This window comes from Methylomonas montana, assembly GCF_030490285.1.
GTDB classification, from domain to species: Bacteria; Pseudomonadota; Gammaproteobacteria; order Methylococcales; family Methylomonadaceae; genus Methylomonas; species Methylomonas montana.
This window is the reverse complement of the sequence record NZ_CP129884.1, coordinates 2,379,245-2,396,687: the sequence shown is the minus strand read 5'-3', so window position 1 is coordinate 2,396,687 and position 17,443 is coordinate 2,379,245. Positions and strand designations below refer to the sequence as shown.

General features: G+C 50.7%; 15 protein-coding genes and 1 tRNA gene. 7 read left to right on the top strand and 9 right to left on the bottom strand.

Going from position 1 to position 17,443, the window contains the following annotated elements; translation table 11 throughout:
* Positions 1-92 precede the first annotated feature (92 nt).
* Positions 93-551, top strand: a complete 459-nt coding sequence (locus tag QZJ86_RS11055) for an Rrf2 family transcriptional regulator (protein ID WP_301670463.1) — start codon at positions 93-95, stop codon at positions 549-551.
* 151 nt (positions 552-702) lie between these two features.
* Here QZJ86_RS11055 and QZJ86_RS11050 read toward each other — a convergent pair whose 3' ends face one another.
* From QZJ86_RS11050 to QZJ86_RS11035, 4 genes are read right to left on the bottom strand one after another with little or no spacing between them, the layout of a single operon-like run.
* Positions 703-1,341 carry an MBL fold metallo-hydrolase gene (locus tag QZJ86_RS11050; RefSeq protein ID WP_301670462.1) on the bottom strand — a complete coding sequence of 213 codons (639 nt, stop codon included), beginning with the start codon at positions 1,339-1,341 and terminating at the stop codon, positions 703-705.
* Between the two features lie 18 nt (positions 1,342-1,359).
* Complete coding sequence (locus tag QZJ86_RS11045; RefSeq protein WP_301670461.1) at positions 1,360-1,881, bottom strand: hypothetical protein; 522 nt, start codon at positions 1,879-1,881, stop codon at positions 1,360-1,362.
* 33 nt (positions 1,882-1,914) lie between these two features.
* On the bottom strand, positions 1,915-3,093 hold the full coding sequence (gene odhB, locus QZJ86_RS11040) for a 2-oxoglutarate dehydrogenase complex dihydrolipoyllysine-residue succinyltransferase (RefSeq protein WP_301670460.1): 1,179 nt from the start codon (positions 3,091-3,093) through the stop codon (positions 1,915-1,917).
* A complete protein-coding gene (locus QZJ86_RS11035) occupies positions 3,083-5,926 on the bottom strand; it encodes a 2-oxoglutarate dehydrogenase E1 component (protein WP_301670459.1) in 2,844 nt (947 codons plus the stop codon). Before QZJ86_RS11035 ends, odhB begins: the two co-directional genes overlap by 11 nt.
* A gap of 138 nt (positions 5,927-6,064) precedes the next feature.
* Between QZJ86_RS11035 and QZJ86_RS11030 the strand changes: the two genes are divergently transcribed.
* A complete protein-coding gene (locus tag QZJ86_RS11030) occupies positions 6,065-6,763 on the top strand; it encodes a DUF2914 domain-containing protein (protein ID WP_301670458.1) in 699 nt (232 codons plus the stop codon).
* Positions 6,764-6,825: 62 nt separating this feature from the next.
* Positions 6,826-7,143 carry an H-NS histone family protein gene (locus QZJ86_RS11025; protein WP_301670457.1) on the top strand — a complete coding sequence of 106 codons (318 nt, stop codon included), beginning with the start codon at positions 6,826-6,828 and terminating at the stop codon, positions 7,141-7,143.
* A 9-nt stretch (positions 7,144-7,152) separates the two neighbouring features.
* Here QZJ86_RS11025 and QZJ86_RS11020 read toward each other — a convergent pair whose 3' ends face one another.
* The 3 genes from QZJ86_RS11020 to QZJ86_RS11010 are packed head-to-tail and all read right to left on the bottom strand — an operon-like array spanning position 7,153 to position 10,667.
* Positions 7,153-7,926: an alpha/beta fold hydrolase gene (locus tag QZJ86_RS11020; RefSeq protein ID WP_301670456.1), complete on the bottom strand. Its 774-nt coding sequence runs from the start codon at positions 7,924-7,926 to the stop codon at positions 7,153-7,155.
* A complete protein-coding gene (locus QZJ86_RS11015; RefSeq protein ID WP_301670455.1) occupies positions 7,919-8,935 on the bottom strand; it encodes a M14 family zinc carboxypeptidase in 1,017 nt (338 codons plus the stop codon). The genes QZJ86_RS11020 and QZJ86_RS11015 overlap by 8 nt, the downstream gene beginning before the upstream one ends.
* Positions 8,936-8,945: 10 nt before the next feature.
* Positions 8,946-10,667, bottom strand: a complete 1,722-nt coding sequence (locus QZJ86_RS11010; RefSeq protein ID WP_301670454.1) for a lysophospholipid acyltransferase family protein — start codon at positions 10,665-10,667, stop codon at positions 8,946-8,948.
* 280 nt (positions 10,668-10,947) lie between these two features.
* On the opposite strand from QZJ86_RS11010, the gene QZJ86_RS11005 reads away from it, so the two are divergent.
* Positions 10,948-12,915 (top strand): methyl-accepting chemotaxis protein, encoded by a 1,968-nt coding sequence (locus tag QZJ86_RS11005; protein WP_301670453.1) that lies wholly within the window; start codon positions 10,948-10,950, stop codon positions 12,913-12,915.
* A 23-nt stretch (positions 12,916-12,938) separates the two neighbouring features.
* Here QZJ86_RS11005 and QZJ86_RS11000 read toward each other — a convergent pair whose 3' ends face one another.
* A complete protein-coding gene (locus QZJ86_RS11000; RefSeq protein WP_301670452.1) occupies positions 12,939-13,814 on the bottom strand; it encodes a fructosamine kinase family protein in 876 nt (291 codons plus the stop codon).
* Positions 13,815-13,824: 10 nt separating this feature from the next.
* Positions 13,825-15,486, bottom strand: coding sequence for a glutamine--tRNA ligase/YqeY domain fusion protein (locus QZJ86_RS10995; RefSeq protein WP_301670451.1), 1,662 nt, complete (start codon positions 15,484-15,486; stop codon positions 13,825-13,827).
* Between the two features lie 249 nt (positions 15,487-15,735).
* Between QZJ86_RS10995 and rpoH the strand changes: the two genes are divergently transcribed.
* The 3 genes from rpoH to QZJ86_RS10980 all read left to right on the top strand — a co-directional run bounded on the left by rpoH (position 15,736) and on the right by QZJ86_RS10980 (position 17,397).
* A complete protein-coding gene (rpoH, locus tag QZJ86_RS10990; RefSeq protein WP_301670450.1) occupies positions 15,736-16,590 on the top strand; it encodes an RNA polymerase sigma factor RpoH in 855 nt (284 codons plus the stop codon).
* A gap of 52 nt (positions 16,591-16,642) precedes the next feature.
* Positions 16,643-16,727: transfer RNA gene (locus QZJ86_RS10985), tRNA-Leu, on the top strand.
* A 184-nt stretch (positions 16,728-16,911) separates the two neighbouring features.
* The gene (locus QZJ86_RS10980) at positions 16,912-17,397 is read left to right on the top strand and encodes an Arm DNA-binding domain-containing protein (protein WP_301670449.1); all 486 of its coding nucleotides are present in this window, start codon (positions 16,912-16,914) and stop codon (positions 17,395-17,397) included.
* The last annotated feature ends 46 nt before the right edge of the window (positions 17,398-17,443 follow it).

The following is a 17,443-nucleotide window of genomic DNA, read 5'->3' as shown; positions in this document are numbered from 1 at the left end:
TTTAAAAACATGTTTTTAAAATGCAACTATTTGGGAAGTGTAGGCTCCATTAACATTTATTTCAAATACAGCTTTAAATAGACTAACGATACATGCAACTGACTGCTCATACCGATTACGCGTTACGCGTGCTGATTTATCTGACTATACACACTGACAAACTAGTGACGATCACCGAATTGGCCGATTTTTTTGGCGTTTCCAGAAACCACCTGGTCAAGGTGGTGCACAAATTGGGAGTAAAGGGATTTATTCTGACCGTGCGCGGCAAAGGCGGCGGCATTCGTTTATCGCGGCCGGCGCGGGAAATTAGTGTCGGTAGCGTGGTGAGGGAAGTGGAAGGGCATTTCCAAATGGCTGAATGTTTTAACCCCAACAAACAAGGGCAATGTGCGATACAAACGCGTTGCGGTCTGATGGGTTTATTGGGAAATGCGGTGGAGCAATTTTTACAAGTGCTGGATAAGGCGGTTTTGAGCGATTTGGTGACTGTGCCGTTTGCCGGGCAAAGATTACGTAGTCTGGATGCCTCGCAGCGGCATCCAGGTTAAACTCACCCATTTTCCAACAAACGTACAGTGCTTGGTGATTACGGCGTAGGTAGAGAACTGGTCAGTACGATTAGCTTTGCGTAAGCGTACAAAGCTATCTATCAATATCTCCGCTGGCGCTATCACTAAGTGGCGCGTGGACGAAACGTTGTTAGCGATAGGCCCCGACATAAGGATTACTGCGCATTTCCGCACCAAAGGTAGACATGGGACCGTGGCCTGGGATGAATTTGACGTCTTCGCCCAAGGGCCAGAGTTTTAACTGGATCGAGTCGATCAAGGTTTGATAGTCGCCTTTCGGAAAATCGGTACGGCCTATCGAGCCTTTAAACAATACATCACCGACCAGCGCTAGCCGTTGTTCCGCGCTGAAAAATACCACATGGCCAGGCGTATGGCCTGGACAATGGATTACCTGTAACTCCTCGTTGCCAACCTTTACCATATCGCCGTCGTTCAGCCATCTCTGCGGGGTAAAGCCGGCCGATTCCGGAAAACCGAACATTCGGCATTGTTCCGCCAAGGCCTTGATCCAGAAGTCATCTTCAATATGCGGGCCGATGATTGGCAACGAGAGATTTGCGGCCAACTCGGCCACGCCGCCGACATGATCGAGATGGCCGTGGGTGACCAGAATCGACTCCAACTCCACGCCTTGTTTTTTGACTTCCTTAAGCAATACATCGAGATCACCGCCAGGATCTACCAGTGCGGCTTTGTTGGTTTGTTCGCATACTAGCAAAGTGCAGTTTTGCTGGTAGGCGGTGACGGGGATAATTTGATAACGCATTAACGGTATTTTTTCGGTTCAGTGCCAAGGGCCATAACACAATTGATTTGAGTGGGTAAAACGCCCGCTTTTTAAAAAGACATCGAGTTGTGCTGTTCTAGTAGGATGGTTTGGGTTATCGCTTTCGGTGTTTTCTAAAACATCTAAACGGAAAACTTTTTCGCCGTTGTCGCGTATAGTTGCTGCATTAGGATTTAGTTTCTGAACGATACGGCAACCGGTTCCGCCTATAGGAATAAAATCAATTAATGGGTAACTATCTGGTTTGCCATCTTCTCCTTTCACCAAATCAAACGCTGCCAAATATTGGGTCCAGCTATTTCCTCCGAGATAACTCTCTACAATAAATAATATTAGGTAGGTCGATTGGTTTGGTTTCAAATCGATACGCTCGATGGTCGCTGGTTCAATAGTTACAGACGCATGTGCGTCCATTAGTAGTTCGCTTAATTTTTTAACGTTGTTCACTAATGGCAGCGGGATCTCAGCCTTATTGGTTTCGGCAAATACAGTAGTTGATAACAATAAAAATATCAGCACGAAACCATATCTGTACATATTTTCAATTAGCGTTTAAATGTTCAACAACAAATGCGCCGGTGCTTCCAGGCATTCCTTGATGATGCCCAAAAATTGCACCGCCTCCTTGCCGTCGACTAATCGGTGGTCGTAGGATAAAGCCAAGTACATGATTGGCCGGATCACGATTTCACCGTGTTCCACTATCGGCCGGTCCTTGATGGCATGCATGCCCAGGATCGCGCATTGCGGCGGGTTTAGGATGGGGGTGGAAAGCATCGAACCGAAGATACCGCCGTTGGTGATGGTAAACGTACCGCCACTGAGGTCTTCGACGCTAATCGAGCCGTTGCGGGCTTTGTTGCCGAAATCGTGGATGCCTTTTTCGATACCGGCGAAATCCAGCTGATCCGCATCGCGCAGAATAGGTACGATCAAGCCGCGCTGAGTGGTCACGGCAATGCCGATGTCGTAATAGCCGTGATAGATGATGTCGTTGCCGTCGATCGAGGCGTTGATGGCCGGAAAACGTTTCAACGCTTCGATGGAGGCCTTCACAAAGAAGGACATGAAACCCAGCTTAACGTTGTGTTTGGTTTCGAAGCGATCTTTGTATTGATTACGCAAGTCGATCACGGCTTTTAGATTGACTTCGTTAAAGGTAGTCAACATGGCCGCGTTCTGTTGGGCTTGCAGCAAGCGCTCGGCGACTTTAGCGCGCAAGCGAGTCATCGGTACCCGCTGTTCCGGGCGCAAACTGGCAATGGCAGTGGCCGAGAGTGGCGAGGGCGCGTTTTCCGTTGCCGCCGGTTTTACAGCGTCGACCTGTGCTTGAGTACCCAGCGCATCCAGCACATCGCTTTTCAGAATACGGCCATGTTTGCCGGAGCCGCTAATGGTTTGTGGATCAATGTCCTGTTCGGTGACCAGTCGGCGTACCGAAGGGCTAAGAATGACTTCTTCCGCTTTCTCGGATACTGGCGCCGGTTTGGCGGGTTGTGCGTCCAGCCTGGCCAACAGTTGTCCGCCTACCACGGTTTCGCCATCCTGAACCACAAGCTCAACCAGCGTACCCGATTTGGGCGCCGGCACTTCCAGGATGACTTTGTCGGTTTCGAGATCAGCCAGATTGTCGCCTTCGTTAACCCAGTCGCCGGATTGCTTGTGCCAGGTGACCAAAGTGGCGTCGGACACGGATTCGGGAAGGCTGGGGACCAGAATTTCAAAGCTCATGTGTATTTCCTTCGTTGCTGCCATAGAGCGCGACGTGAACCACCGCGCGTTGTTCGTTGAGATGGGTTTTGTAATTGCCTACCGCTGGTGCCGCTGCCGCGACCCGGCCAGCATAGCTGATAGGAATGTTCTTATCGACTAAGTCGAAAAAGTGATGCTTACTTTGGTACCAGGCACCCTGATTTTTAGGTTCTTCCTGGCACCAGACGATATGTTCGATATTGGGATATTTATCGATTTCCCGTTTGAATTGGTCATTGGGGAATGGATACAACTGTTCGATGCGAATGATGGCGACATGGCGAAGTTGCTCCTGTTCTAAGCGGCGTGTTTCAAGCAGATCGTAATACACCTTGCCGGCGCACAATACCACGCGAGTGACATGATAAGGATCGATGTCGTCCTGTTCGCCGATCACGTTAAAAAATTCGCCATGGGTTAAGTCGGTCAGGGTTGATGTCGCCAATTTGTGGCGCAACAAACTCTTCGGGCTCATCACGATCAGCGGTTTGCGATACTGACGTAACATCTGCCGACGCAGCAAATGGAAAATTTGCGCGGGCGTCGTGGGTACGCAGACCTGGATATTCTGATCGGCACACAACTGTAAGTAACGTTCCAGGCGGGCCGAAGAGTGCTCGGGCCCTTGGCCTTCGAAGCCGTGCGGTAACAGCATCACCAGACCGCTAAGTTTGCCCCATTTGGTTTCGCCGGAGCTGATGAACTGATCGATCACCACTTGCGCACCGTTGGCGAAGTCGCCGAATTGGGCTTCCCAGATCACCAGTTTATTGGGTTCCGTTGAGCTGTAGCCATATTCGAAGCCCAGCACGCCGGCTTCCGACAGCAGCGAGTTGAAGATCTGCGCCCGGCCTTGTTGTTCGCTCAAATACTTCAGCGGGATATAGTTTTCGCCGTTGGCCTGATTCAGCAAAATGGCGTGGCGGTGCGAGAAGGTGCCGCGGCCGATGTCCTGGCCGGTCAGACGCATATGATAGTTTTCCAGCAATAACGTGGCGTAAGCCAGGTTTTCCGCAAAGCCCCAGTCCATCGGCAGCTCGCCGGCCGCCATTTTGTTGCGGTCTTCCATCACTTTAGCGACGCGAGGATGCAGTTCGAAACCTTCCGGCAGGCTTTGCAAGCGTTGGTTGCAAAACTGGATATGTTCCAGAGGGATCGCAGTATCGACCGGTGTGTCCCAGTGTTTGTTCTGGTAAGGCACCCAACGCGCGGAATAGGAATAGACGTTGTTTTCGATGATAGGGCGCGATACCGGCAGGCCTTCATTTAGCAGTTGCTGATAATCGTGCTCCATTTTCTGGACGATGTCTTCGGTGACCACGCCTTCGGCGATCAGTTTTTGCGCGTAGATTTGCGGCGGCGTCAGGTGGTCGCGGATTGATTTATACATCATCGGCTGGGTGGCGGCCGGTTCGTCAGCCTCATTATGGCCGTGGCGGCGGTAGCAGATTAGATCGATCACCACATCTTTATGAAAAGTGTTTCGGTAATCCAACGCGAGTTGGGTAATAAAAATCACCGCTTCCGGGTCGTCGCCGTTAACGTGAAACACCGGCGCCTGGATCATATTGGCGACGTCGGTACAATACAGCGTGGAGCGGGCGTCGAACGGATTGCTGGTGGTGAAACCGATCTGGTTGTTGATGACGATATGCACGGTGCCGCCGGTCGAGAAGGCGCGGGTTTCCGACATATTCAAGGTTTCCATCACGATGCCCTGACCGGCGAACGCGGCGTCGCCGTGGATCAATATCGGCACGATGGCTTCGAAACCGTCGACCCCATGCCTATCCTGGCGGGCCTTCACCGAGCCTTCTACCACCGGATTGATGATTTCCAGATGTGAAGGGTTGAAGGCCAGCGTTAAATGAATCGGTCCGCCCGGCGTGGCGATATTGGAGGAAAAGCCCTGGTGGTATTTGACGTCGCCGGTCAGCGCGCCCGGCAATGAGGTGTGGGTGCCTTCGAATTCGCCGAACAACACCGCCGGACTCTTGCCGAGAATATTGACCAGTACGTTAAGGCGGCCGCGATGGGCCATGCCGATCACAATTTCCTGTCCCTTATTTTCGCCGGCGCGTTGAATCAATTCGTCGAGAACCGGTATCAGCGACTCGCCGCCTTCCAGCGAAAAACGCTTCTGGCCGACATATTTGCGATGCAGGAATTTTTCCAGTCCTTCGGCGGCAACCAGTAATTTCAATAACCATTGGCGTTTCTCCGGATGGCTGGAAAAATCCGGTTTCGCGCCTTCCAGCTTATCCTTGATCCAGCGCTTCTTCTCGTCGTCGACGATGTGCATGTATTCGCTGCCGATGCTGCCGCAATAGACTTCGTTCAGCGTCTGGATGATCGCTTTCAAAGGCAGACGGTCCACACCGCATAGGCCGCCGGTGTCGAACAGCGTGCTCATGTCGGCTTCGGTCAGGCCGTAATAGATCGGCTCCAAGTCGGCCGGGACGCTTTGCGACTTGCCCAGCGGATTGTTGGCGGCGATTTGATGGCCCTTGACCCGATAATGGTTGATCAGCCGAGCCACGGCCGATTGCTTCTTGACGCTTTGTTCGGTAAAGCCTTGCATTCTGGCCAGTCGGCCGGGCTCGGCGATCGCTAATTTCTCGAAGCGCTCGACAATGATGCTATGCGGCGTGTCTTCGGTTGCGCCGCTGTGGATGCGGTCGAAGCGTTGCCGCCAGCTCTGGCTAATGGTATCGGGATCGTTCAGATACTGTTCGTATAAATACTCGACGTACTGGGCATTGCCACCGTACAACGAGGAGGACTCTTCGAATTGTTTAAGCAGGCTACTCATGCGAACATCCAGGTTTTCGGCAAGTGGAACTGATTATGGTAGAGCTAAAATGTTATATTACCAAGGAGAAAAAGTTGTAAAAGGCTAGCGTATAAAGTGGGTTGGTCTGTATTTGTTTATTAAGCGTCGGGAAAAAACATGTCGGATAATAAAGTCGTTATCAAAATAAATTATGATAAAAATAGACCAGCAAAGCCAAAAACACAGCCGCAGATGGTCACGGTCTGGCATACACGCCGAATACTTGTAGCCGCTATCACGTTAGTCTTAATAATAGCCGTTCTGTATTCCTGGCTTAGCGACAATGATCAAACAAGTGATACTCAGATCGAGCCCGCGCTAAAAGTTCCAGCAATCGAAAAAAGTGATGCGGATTCTGTTGAATCGCAAGCCCCTGCAGTTTTAAATAAAACGGCGCCGGCTACTTTACCTGTGCTCGAAAACCATCAGGAAAGTATTAAAAAGGCCGAGATGACTAAAAAGCCGGCAGCTATTATATTCAACCGTAGCGTTATTAGGGCTTCGTTAAATGGTAAACCTAAAGACAACGAACCAGGCGAGCCGATTAAGTTGCCGCTTAGGCTCGCCGCCACTCAATCTGCCGAATTGTTTTATTTTAGCGAAATAAAAAACATGAAAGGTCAGCTGCTTTTTCATCAATGGCGTCGTAATGGTCAAATCGTTTATCAAAAACAATTAGATATAAAAGAGCCAATATCTAAGGTTTGGTCTAGTAAAACCCTGTCCGCTAAAGATAAAGGCGAATGGCAAGTACAGTTGGCGGATAAAAAAGCCAAGGTATACTCCGAAGTCAATTTCATGGTAAATCCCGAATAGCAGTTTTATTTATTAGAATTCGGTGATAGAATTGCTTGGGTTTTTTGATCAACGAGGAAAATATGACTGATTTAACTAAACTCTCAGATTCTGAATTAGAAGCTTTAAAAGAAAAAGCTGAAAAAGCTTTGAAAGAAAGGCAGTCCAGTAAACGCAAAGAAGTTATTGCTCAAATTAAAGAATTAGCAGCTTCTATTGGCGTGACTGTCGATATTCAAGAAGGCGAAAAAAAAGCCGAAAGAAAAACCGGTAAAGTGGCGGCCAGATACTGCAGCCCCAACGATGCATCGCTCACTTGGTCCGGTCGCGGATTGGCGCCGAAATGGATGCAGGAATTGTTGGCAGCCGGCCGTAATAAAGCCGAGTTTGAAATCAAATAAGCGTTTGATTTAAACCGTTAGCTGGGTGGTCCAGTCTTTTAAACGGTTTACCAGCCAGGCTCCATCGTCCAAGCTCAGATCGTGTCCAGCCCATGGGTGGCTGACGGTCTCTATTTGCCATTTTTCATGAATGGCATCGGAACAAGCCGGTGCGACTAAACGGTCGCACCGGCTATTCAGCAACAAGACTGGTGTTTTGGGTTTGTGATTGCCGGGCCGGTAACGGCTGGCGGCGACGATTTGCCGCACGGCATTCGTAAAGCCGATCGGTCTTGCTTGCTGTATTTCCGCCCATGCCGCCGCGGTTTCCAAATCATGTGTGCGACGATTGCTGATTAGGCGAATGATCGCCAGTTCTCGCTCGTATAATTCCCGCTCCAGCAATAGTCCAAGAAATTGCCGATAACTCTGCCAACGTAAGCGCCGATAAAAAGGACTCAAGCCGGCAAAGCTGGTATTCACCAGGGCCGCCGCCGCGATGTCTTGCGGATAGCGTCGCATCCATTCCCAAGCCACCATGCCGCCAAGCGATAGCGCTAGGACGGTAACCGGCTGTGCCAATAAGCCATCTTGTAAAGCCTGGAGGCGGGCGTGTTCCGTTATCGCTTCGATGCTGTTCGGGCTTATTTGTCGGTAAAACCGGCCGGTGCCGGGTAAGTCGAGAGTGCTGACAGTGGATTCCGGAAAAGCCGTTTGTAACCATGCTGGGAAATCGCCCCAATGCGCCGTTTCGCGGCATAAACCACGCAGCAATAGCCAATGTCGGCCGGCCATATTAGTCATACCACAGATCCAAGGCCTGTTGCCGGTTATCGTCTTGTTGTTGGCCGCCTAACCCCACCCATTTTTTTGGGTAGAGCAGGCTGCGATACAGGAAATCGAATAAGGTCAAATGCCGGCGCATGATGCGTTGTTGGCGATGCGGCAGCAAGGGATGAAATAAACCGTGGCGCTGAAACAAATGCGTCGGGCTCTTGCGTAGCCACAGCCAGGAACCCATTTCCAATGTCAGTGGCAGGAAAACCCTTTGTGTGCCATGTCGGTCGACGAAATCGTCGTACAAGTAATCCCAAAGATCGCCGCTGATGACATATTCCTGACTCATCGGTTCTATTTTATAGAAATGGTGGGGATAGCAACGATCAAATAGCTGTTTCAGGCCGTACGCTTCGGCGATACCCGGGAATGGCGTTTGCTTGGATGCATAGGGAAACCAAAGTCTGTCGTGGATGCCGAAACCGGAATGCAGGTCTATGGCTATCGATAGCGGTGCGTTGAACAAATGCTGATGCACGACGCGACATAAAGCCTGGGCTTCTTGTTCCATTTTCGATTCGTGGCCGCGATACCAGGGCAGCCTGGCGCTGAAACGTTGGCCGCTGTAAAGCCGGGTATTGCCGACACTCTCGATCGGCGAATTGCGCATTAAATCCACGCCGTGGCCATTGCAGCGCGTGCCGCGAAACACGCCGACCGGATTGACGATGGGGACGAACACCAAGCGCGAATGCTGCAAGCGGGTGTTGAATTCCTCGTCCCAATCCAGCAATTGCAAAATGGTTTGCAGATAAGCCAGTATCACTTCCGAGCCGATTTTCTCCAGGCCATGCACGCCGCCGAAAAATGCCAATACCGGTACGTCCGGGCTGGTTGAGCCCAAGCTGAGGCAATGTATCGGAAATAGGCTGTCTTTATAAGCGATCTGTTCGACAATCTCGCAACGGGCACGGTCGCCGAATTGCGCGATCAGCGCTTCCAGCTGCTCCAACTCCGGGAAAGCTTGCTTGTCCATGCGTTTATATTTAGCAGGCCAGCGATTTTTCGATATAGCGCTGTCTTTTCTTGGGTGAGATTTTATCGATTTCTACCATGATCAGGCTGTCGATACAGTTGTTAAAGTCCGGATCGATATTAAAGTCGATGAAATGGCAGCCCTTATCGACGCATAATTCCACGTATTGTTTATATAGCGTGGGCACCTTGACGCCCAGTTTTTTCAGTTCGCTATTCAATATTTTAAAGCTGGTGGAATAGTCCGCACTAAACTCGCTGGCGGCGAAGGCTTGACCAGCTTGGGAGATCACGAACGGTGTTCTGGCTTTGGTATGTTGTAAATCGGAGCCGCATTGCTGTTGATAGAAGCCAATGATCAGTTCCTTGGCGGCCTGAGGGTAGGCATTGCTGATGCTGACCGGGCCGAATAGATATTTAATGTCCGGACGTTCGCGCAAATAGGCGCCTATGCCGTACCAGAGGTAATCCAGGCTATGTTGTCCCCAGTAGCGCGGTTGCACGAAGCTGCGGCCCAATTCGATACTGTAGGGTAGATAGGCTTCGAATTCGCTGCGCAAATCGAACAAGGTTTGCGTGTAAAAACCCTCCACGCCGTGACTAGCCATGATGGCCGGGCCTTCGCCGACCCGATAAGCGCCGACGATTTCCAGATCGTTGTCGTCCCACAGCACGATGTGGCTGTAATAGATATCGAATTTGTCCAGATCCAGGGCCAGGCCGGTGCCTTCCTCGACAGTTCTGAAGGTCAGTTCGCGCAAACGGGCAATCTCCCGCATCACCGGGCAATCGTCCTGAAACTGGTATAAAAAGATTTTCTTGCCGTCGCGGGTCTCGCCGAGTAAACGCGATTGGTACAGAGCCTTCTTCACGGCCTTGGTATCGGAAGGATGCACCACAGTCGCGACGGTCTCGAACAACGACAGCTTGTTTTTCTTACCCAGGTTTTGCACGTGCTTACGAAAACGTTGGCTGAGCTGCTTATTGCTTTCCTCGCTTTCAGCGATGGCTTGATAGGGTACCGGCGCGCCGACCAGAAATTTGATTTCCTGGCCTTTCTTGTTGAACATTTCCTTGACCAGCAGCATGGTGCCCAGTGGCTTGTACAGCGTCGAGGCGCTATAGAACAAAGCCGAATTTTTGGCCTTGATATGAATAGGCAGAATAGGGCACTGCGCCCGGCGGGCCAGCTTAATAAAGCCGGATTGCCAGGCGCCGTCGCGGATACCTTTGGGGGTGATGCGCGAGACTTCGCCGGCTGGGAAGAAAATGATGGCTTCCTCGTTTTCCAGCGCATCCAGCATCACTTTATAAACATCTTTAAGCTTTTTTTTGTCCGACAACACATCGACCGGCAGGAATATCGATTGCAGCGGTTCCATGTGCGACAGCACCCGATTGGCGACGATGCGGACATCCGGCCGTACCGAGCGGATTAGCTTCACCAAGGCCAGGCCGTCCAAGGTGCCGATTGGATGATTGGCGACGATCAGCAGCCGGCCTTCCGAGGGAATGTTGTTATAGCAATCGTTGCTGACCTGATAATTGAATTTGAAGTAATGCAGCAGTTTGTCCAGGAAGGCAAAGCCGCGCAAATGTTGGTTTTTGCGAATCACTTCGTTGAAATCGTCTTCGTGGATCAGCTTTTTCAAGGCTTTTACGACCAGTTTATTGTCCTTGCCTAATTTAAAGTCCGGATAGGTTTCTTGAAGTATGCGTTCGGCATCGATCATTGCTAAGTGTCCTGCAGAAAGGAATGTGCTGCGAATTCTAGTCAGCGAATATGTCAGAAATATGTCAAAAAATAGCGGACGCAAAACGCTTGCGGAACCGATGCTGATTTAACCTGCTAGTTAATTGGAGCCGGCCAAAGGTGCTGCTATTTGTGTGTTGCAGTTCGCTTTATCGGTTCACTGCTTGGTGCTTGTCACAAAGCTGTCATAAACGGCCAATACATTAACGGCCCTGGCACTTCTTTTGGCGCTCTCGCCAATATTCATTCCTAAAGGGCTTATGAAAATCAATCAGATATTGAGATTAGTGACCGTGGCGTTGACGGCAATTTTGGTGGGTTTTGTCTTCGCGGTCAGCTGGTCGCTGCGTCATCTTAACGATGCCTATCAAACAGTCGAATTTTTCGGCCAGCAAAAGGACACAATTTACATTCAAGTCAATCAGCCGATATTCGCTTATTTAGCCAGCGGCGAAGCGACCTTGTTGCCGACCATTTCCCGTAATTTGCAAACGCTTAAAAGCGAGATCGAACAAAACCCTCATCTGTCGCCGGCGGTGCGCTCGCCGTTCTTGAAGATGTTGGTCACGCTGCAAGACTCGACATTACCGGAACTGGCTGCAGCCGGTAAGTTGGCGGATCCCCAAGTGTTGTTGATCAATAACGAACAACAAATGGCGGGGCATTTGCAGAAGTTACTCGATTACGTCGATCAGGCGCGGCAGGCCCCGCAAAGTGACAGAATGGCTTATCTGCAAAATATCAGCCAGTTACAATCTGCTTTGCAGAATCTGTCCAAGCTCAGGCAAAGTTATTTCAGTCATCAAGCGGCGGGCGGCGATGCTTTCGACCATTATTTGCAAGCACTCAGCGCGGGCTCCGCCACTCTGGCTAAATTGCCATTGTTAGGTGTGTTGACCAGTGAAACCGGTGAGGAAGAGTTGTTTAGCTTAGGTTCGGCGACCGGTAAAAACCACCAGGAAGATATGGCCGTGGCACCGATAGCGGAATTCGGCTCGCTATTGGGGCGTTATGATAAGGAGCTGGATAATGCCCGTCGGCTAGCCCAGCAAAAAAGGGACAGCCGGGATAAGATCAATCGGCAAATGCAGGACTTCCAAGCTGATTTGCAGGCATTGGCGACTGAAGTGACCGCCGGTTATCAGTATTATGAACGTGCGCTTTATCTGACGATCGCCGTCTGTTTGTTGTTTATCGTCGCGATCAGCGTGCTGATGATGCTGTTGAAGCGGCATTTATCCAGGATTATCAGCCAAATCAGCGGCCATATCGATAGCTTGGCCGATGGTGATTTACGCACCAGATTTGCGTTGCGTAGCCGGATTACCGAAGTTAAACATTCCCAATCGGCACTAGACAAACTGCACGACTATTTCAATTTGTTGATTCGTAACATCAATCAGGAGAGCTCGGCGTTAAGGCAATACGGCGGCAATATCGTCGGCGTGGCTCACAATCTGGAAAGTATTATCGCCGAACAACAAGAAGCCACCGAATTTGCGGCTCGGCAGATGGCCGAGTTATCGAAATCGTTTCGCGGCGTTGCCGAAAATGCCGCCGAATCGCAAAATGCCACCACCTTGTCACAAGGTTTGATAGAGCAGGGCGTACAGCACATGAGTCAAACCAACGATAAAGTCGTTGGTTTGGCCAAGGTGATCGACGATTCTGCCGCCGCTTTGCAATTATTACAACAGGATGCGTCGGCTATCGCCGGCGTATTGGATATGATTCAGGGCTTTGCCGAACAAACCAATTTGCTGGCCTTGAATGCGGCGATCGAGGCGGCTCGGGCCGGCGAACACGGCCGAGGTTTTGCAGTGGTGGCGGACGAAGTCAGACGTCTGGCGGCCAATACCGCCCATTCCGCGAACCAGATACAGGCTTTGGTGGACAAGTTGAATAAGGCGACCCATAACACCGTGTCATTGATGAATAACCAGCAACTTGCGGCGGCCGAGGCCTCGCAAGCCGTGCGGCAGGTTCACGATGCGTTCGAGGGCATTAAAAGCTCGATAGACAGCATTTACCAGAAAAGCGTGGAGATCGCCTCGGCCGCCAAACAACAATCTCAAGCCACCGAACAAATCGCCGGTAATTTTGTGCAAACCGCCAGCCTAGCCAAACAATCAACCGAGGCGGCGCAAAAAAATAAACGTAGCGCCTCTTCGTTAACCGTCGTCAGCGATAACCTGCACCATTTGGTGGAGCAATTTAAAGTGGCTTGATTTTGGTCGGTATTGCCGAACTTTTATTTCAGTTCGGCGAGTAATTGACCGATCATGGCGTTGGCTTGGCTCAAATAGCCGTGGCCGAACAGATTGAGATGATTGAGAATATGATAAAGGTTGTAGAGGGTTTTGCGGGTTTTGTAACCGGCGTCCAGCGGATATTCGCCACGATAGCCGTCGTAAAAGTCGCGGCCGAAACCGCCGAATAATTCGGTCATCGCGATATCGGCTTCGCGATCGCCGTAATAACAGGCTGGGTCGAACATTACTGGTTGCCCTTGATGGTCCGAGGCTGCGTTGCCGCCCCATAAATCGCCGTGCAGTAAGGAGGGGTGAGGGTGGTAATCGCTAAAAAAATCGCCAATTCTTTCCAGCAGTTTTTCCCCTTGAGTTTGCAGTGAGCCGCCATAACCGTTGGCGGCGGCAAACTGCAATTGTTTGCCCAGGCGTTGTCGTCGCCAAAAACTCACCCAATCGTCGTATCTGGCGTTGTGTTGTGGGGTGGAGCCGATGGTGTTGTCGATGGGCCAGCCGAAATAGGCTTGCGGCTGTCGGTGAAGCCGGGCGAGCTGTTGACCAAATAAGCTGGCGCTCCAGCTGTTTAGTGAGCCCAGTTCGATAAATTCCAGCACCAGATAGGCATGCTGTTGAAATTCGCCGAAGCAAATTACTTCCGGAACCCTTAGCGTGCCGATAGAAGCCAACTCCCGCAAACCGGCCGCTTCGGCGGAGAACATAGCCGCCAAGTCGGCGCGGTTCAATTTGATAAACCAGTCGCTATTGGCGGTTTGCAGTCGGTAAGCGCTATTGATGTCGCCGCCACCGACACAGCTAAAGCGCGGGCTTTGCAAGGATTGCCCGGTTTGTGTTTCAAGGTGGCGGATTAAGGCTTGCATGTTGAAGGGCTTATTTGCCCCAACTGTCGCGTAATGTCACGGTGCGGTTAAACACCAGTTTTTCCGGTTTGCTGTCGGCATAGTCCAGACAAAAATAGCCGGTGCGCTCGAATTGATAGCGAGTATCCGGGGAAGCATGGGCCAGGCTGGCTTCCACCCGACAATCGCTCAATACTTCCAGTGAGTTGGGATTGATGCCATCCAGGAAGTTATCCAGCGTGTCCGGGTTAGGATGGCTGAACAATCGATCATATAAACGCAATTCGGCTGGCAGGGCATGTTGCTCGGATACCCAATGAATCACGCCTTTGACTTTGCGGCCTTCCGGATTCTTGCCCAATGTGGCCGGATCGTAACTGCAACGCAGTTCGACGATATTGCCGGCAGCGTCTTTAATCGCTTCCTCGCATTTGATGACATAAGAACCGCGTAGCCTGACTTCGCCACCTGACACCAAGCGCTTGAAGTCTTTAGGCGGATTTTCCATGAAGTCGTCTTGTTCGATCAGTATGGTTTTGGAAAAGCTGACTTCGCGGCTGCCCATTTCCGGTTTTTGCGGATGGTTGGCAATTTGGTAGGTTTCGGTTTTGCCGTCTTCCCAGTTGCTGATGACCACTTTTAATGGTCTTAATACGGCCATTGCCCGCGGCGCGCGTTCGTTCAAGTCCTCGCGAATGCAGTTTTCCAGTACGCCCATTTCGATCCAGGAATCGTTTTTGGTAACGCCAATGCGCTCGCAGAAATCGCGAATCGCTTCCGGGGTAAAACCGGCCCTGCGCAGGCCGGAAATAGTCGGCATGCGCGGATCGTCCCAGCCATTGACGTGTTTTTCGGTAACCAATTGCAACAGTTTACGTTTGCTGACGATGGTGTATTCCAATTGCAGGCGGGCGAATTCGATTTGCTGCGGATGGCAAGGCGTTTGCAATTTGTCCAACACCCAGTCGTAAAGCGGGCGGTGATCTTCAAATTCCAAGGTGCAAATAGAGTGGGTGATGCCTTCTAATGCGTCGGAAATGCAATGGGTGTAGTCATACATCGGGTACAGACACCAGGCGTCGCCGGTACGTTGATGATGGACGCGGCGAATACGGTAAATAGTTGGATCGCGCATATTAATATTAGGCGAGGCCATGTCGATTTTGGCGCGCAATACATATTGGCCGTCTGCGAACTCACCGGCCCGCATCCGCGTAAACAAATGCAGGTTTTCCTCTATGCTACGGCTGCGGTCGGCACTTTCTTTACCGGGTTCGGTCAAGGTGCCGCGGTCGGCGCGCATTTGTTCAGCGGTGGAGCTGTCGACATAAGCATCGCCTTGTTTAATCAACTGCACCGCGTAGGCATACAGTTGCTCGAAATAGTCGGAGGCGTGGTATTTGCCGGCCCATTTGAAACCCAGCCATTGCACATCGCGCTCGATGGCCTCCATATATTCGACGCTTTCTTTTTCCGGATTGGTGTCGTCGAAGCGCAAGTTGCAGGTGCCGTTGTTCTCGGCAGCCAGCGTGAAATTCAAACAAATCGATTTGGCATGGCCGATATGTAGATAGCCGTTAGGTTCTGGAGGAAAGCGGGTGGCGACTTTACCGCTGTTTTTATTGACGGCCAGATCGGCGGCGATGATGTGTCTAATAAAGTTGGATGAAACTGGGCTATCGGTAGCGGACATGTGTGAGTAAATGGTTATGGGGTTAGATGGTTTTGCGATGGCACGCGGCAAATATTGGTTTGGCTATCATTTTAACGAGTTTGGCCGGAATTCGTAAAGGCGGCGGATAGCCGGTATTCAGTCTAACTCGTGCCTGAATTCGTTGTAACTATAGGGAAGTTAACGGATTTATTAAATTATTAGCACTCATGCTAATCGAGTGCTAGAATTCGGACATCGTTAATTTATTCCACCGAAATCGAGGGTGTTATGAACAACAGCTTGGCTTTACCGATCAATTTGTCGGTTGGGACGTTTGATTCTTATTTAAGCCTGATAGCCCGGATGCCCAAACTCAGCGTTGAGCAGGAGCAAGAACTGGCTTTGCGTTACCGGGATGAAGGCGATCTGAATGCCGCGCGTGAGTTGGTAATGTCCAATCTACGGTTTGTCGCCCATGTGGCCAGAGGCTATGCGGGTTACGGCTTACCGTTGGCCGATATCGTGCAAGAAGGCAATATCGGCTTGATGAAAGCGGTAAAGCGCTTCGATCCGGACATGGGCGTACGCCTGGTATCGTTTGCCGTGCATTGGATCAAAGCCGAAATTCACGAATATGTGATCAAAAATTGGCGCATCGTTAAAGTCGCTACCACTAAAGCTCAACGCAAATTGTTCTTTAATCTACGTAAATTCAAAAAAGACTTAAGCTATCTGTCGCAAGACGACGCGGAAGCGATTGCCGAAAATCTGGATGTGGATGTCAAAACCGTTTACGAGATGGAGCGGCGATTGGATGGTCGCGATGTGTGTTTAGAACCGACCAACGACGACAGCGACGATCATGTCCAAGCGCCTATCGCGTATCTGGAGCAACACGGTGCCGATCCGGCCCTGTTACTGGAAAACAGCGACTGGGAGGGGCGTAAGGAAGAGTTATTAATGGATGCGATGGCGGGCTTGGACGACAGAAGCCGTGACATCCTTGCGAGTCGCTGGTTAGTAGAAGAAAAAGCAACGTTACATGAATTAGCTGATCGCTATCAAGTGTCTGCCGAGCGTATTCGGCAATTGGAGCAAAACGCAATGAAAAAACTCAGAGCGGCCGTGACCTTGGAAGCCTAAACAAAAAAATATTTGGCTTTTCTAAAAAAGCCAGTATAATGACGCTTTCTTTGCCGGGGTGGTGAAACTGGTAGACGCGCCGGATTCAAAATCCGGTTCCTTCGGGAGTGTCGGTTCGATTCCGACCCTCGGTACCACCTACTCTTCCAGAGTAGTCCAAAGAAATTTAAAAACCCGCAAGCTGTATGGCTTAGCGGGTTTTTTATTGTCCAGAGAAATCCAGTAACAACCAGTGTTATCTTGCATTTTTTGCAGTAAGTTTTACAGTAACTCAAAATCAGTAACAAAAAGTTACTGCAAATTTCATCGGAGTTACTGCAAATGGCTAAAGAGCTGCTGAAAGATGTTGCCATCCGAAACGCCAAGCCTACCGAAAAGGATCAACGCCTCAATGACGGCGAAGGCTTGTATCTTCTAATCAAACCCAACGGCGCGAAGTGGTGGAGATTTGATTACAGCATTGGCGGCAAACGCAAAACGTTATCGCTTGGCACTTACCCGGCAATTACATTGGCCAACGCCAGAGCCAAGGCATCAGAAGCACGAAACAGCGTCGCCAATGGCACCGACCCTAGCAACACGCGAAAAGAAAACAAGGCCGCACAAAAGCGGGTAACAGAAAACAAGAAACGTCTTGACGCTGGCTTGCCTGTAATTAACAGCTTTGAGCATGTATGCCGCGAATGGTTAGCCTCAAACGCTCACACCGTCCGCGACATCACCCATCAAAAGAAACTCCGCCGCTTTGAGCTGTATGTATTTCCCGCCGTCGGTCAATTGCCGATTAGCCCGGATATTTCACCATAGGTCGCCAGAACGGCATACTTGATCCGATCAGCCATTTCATGCGGGA

Coding starts and splice junctions, on each gene's coding strand:
- QZJ86_RS11055 (WP_301670463.1), top strand. CDS start 93: ATGCAACTGACTGCTCATACCGATTACGCGTTACGCGTGCTGATTTAT.
- QZJ86_RS11050 (WP_301670462.1), bottom strand. CDS start 1,341: ATGCGTTATCAAATTATCCCCGTCACCGCCTACCAGCAAAACTGCACT.
- odhB (WP_301670460.1), bottom strand. CDS start 3,093: ATGAGCTTTGAAATTCTGGTCCCCAGCCTTCCCGAATCCGTGTCCGAC.
- QZJ86_RS11035 (WP_301670459.1), bottom strand. CDS start 5,926: ATGAGTAGCCTGCTTAAACAATTCGAAGAGTCCTCCTCGTTGTACGGT.
- QZJ86_RS11030 (WP_301670458.1), top strand. CDS start 6,065: ATGTCGGATAATAAAGTCGTTATCAAAATAAATTATGATAAAAATAGA.
- QZJ86_RS11025 (WP_301670457.1), top strand. CDS start 6,826: ATGACTGATTTAACTAAACTCTCAGATTCTGAATTAGAAGCTTTAAAA.
- QZJ86_RS11020 (WP_301670456.1), bottom strand. CDS start 7,926: ATGACTAATATGGCCGGCCGACATTGGCTATTGCTGCGTGGTTTATGC.
- QZJ86_RS11015 (WP_301670455.1), bottom strand. CDS start 8,935: ATGGACAAGCAAGCTTTCCCGGAGTTGGAGCAGCTGGAAGCGCTGATC.
- QZJ86_RS11010 (WP_301670454.1), bottom strand. CDS start 10,667: ATGATCGATGCCGAACGCATACTTCAAGAAACCTATCCGGACTTTAAA.
- QZJ86_RS11005 (WP_301670453.1), top strand. CDS start 10,948: ATGAAAATCAATCAGATATTGAGATTAGTGACCGTGGCGTTGACGGCA.
- QZJ86_RS11000 (WP_301670452.1), bottom strand. CDS start 13,814: ATGCAAGCCTTAATCCGCCACCTTGAAACACAAACCGGGCAATCCTTG.
- QZJ86_RS10995 (WP_301670451.1), bottom strand. CDS start 15,486: ATGTCCGCTACCGATAGCCCAGTTTCATCCAACTTTATTAGACACATC.
- rpoH (WP_301670450.1), top strand. CDS start 15,736: ATGAACAACAGCTTGGCTTTACCGATCAATTTGTCGGTTGGGACGTTT.
- QZJ86_RS10980 (WP_301670449.1), top strand. CDS start 16,912: ATGGCTAAAGAGCTGCTGAAAGATGTTGCCATCCGAAACGCCAAGCCT.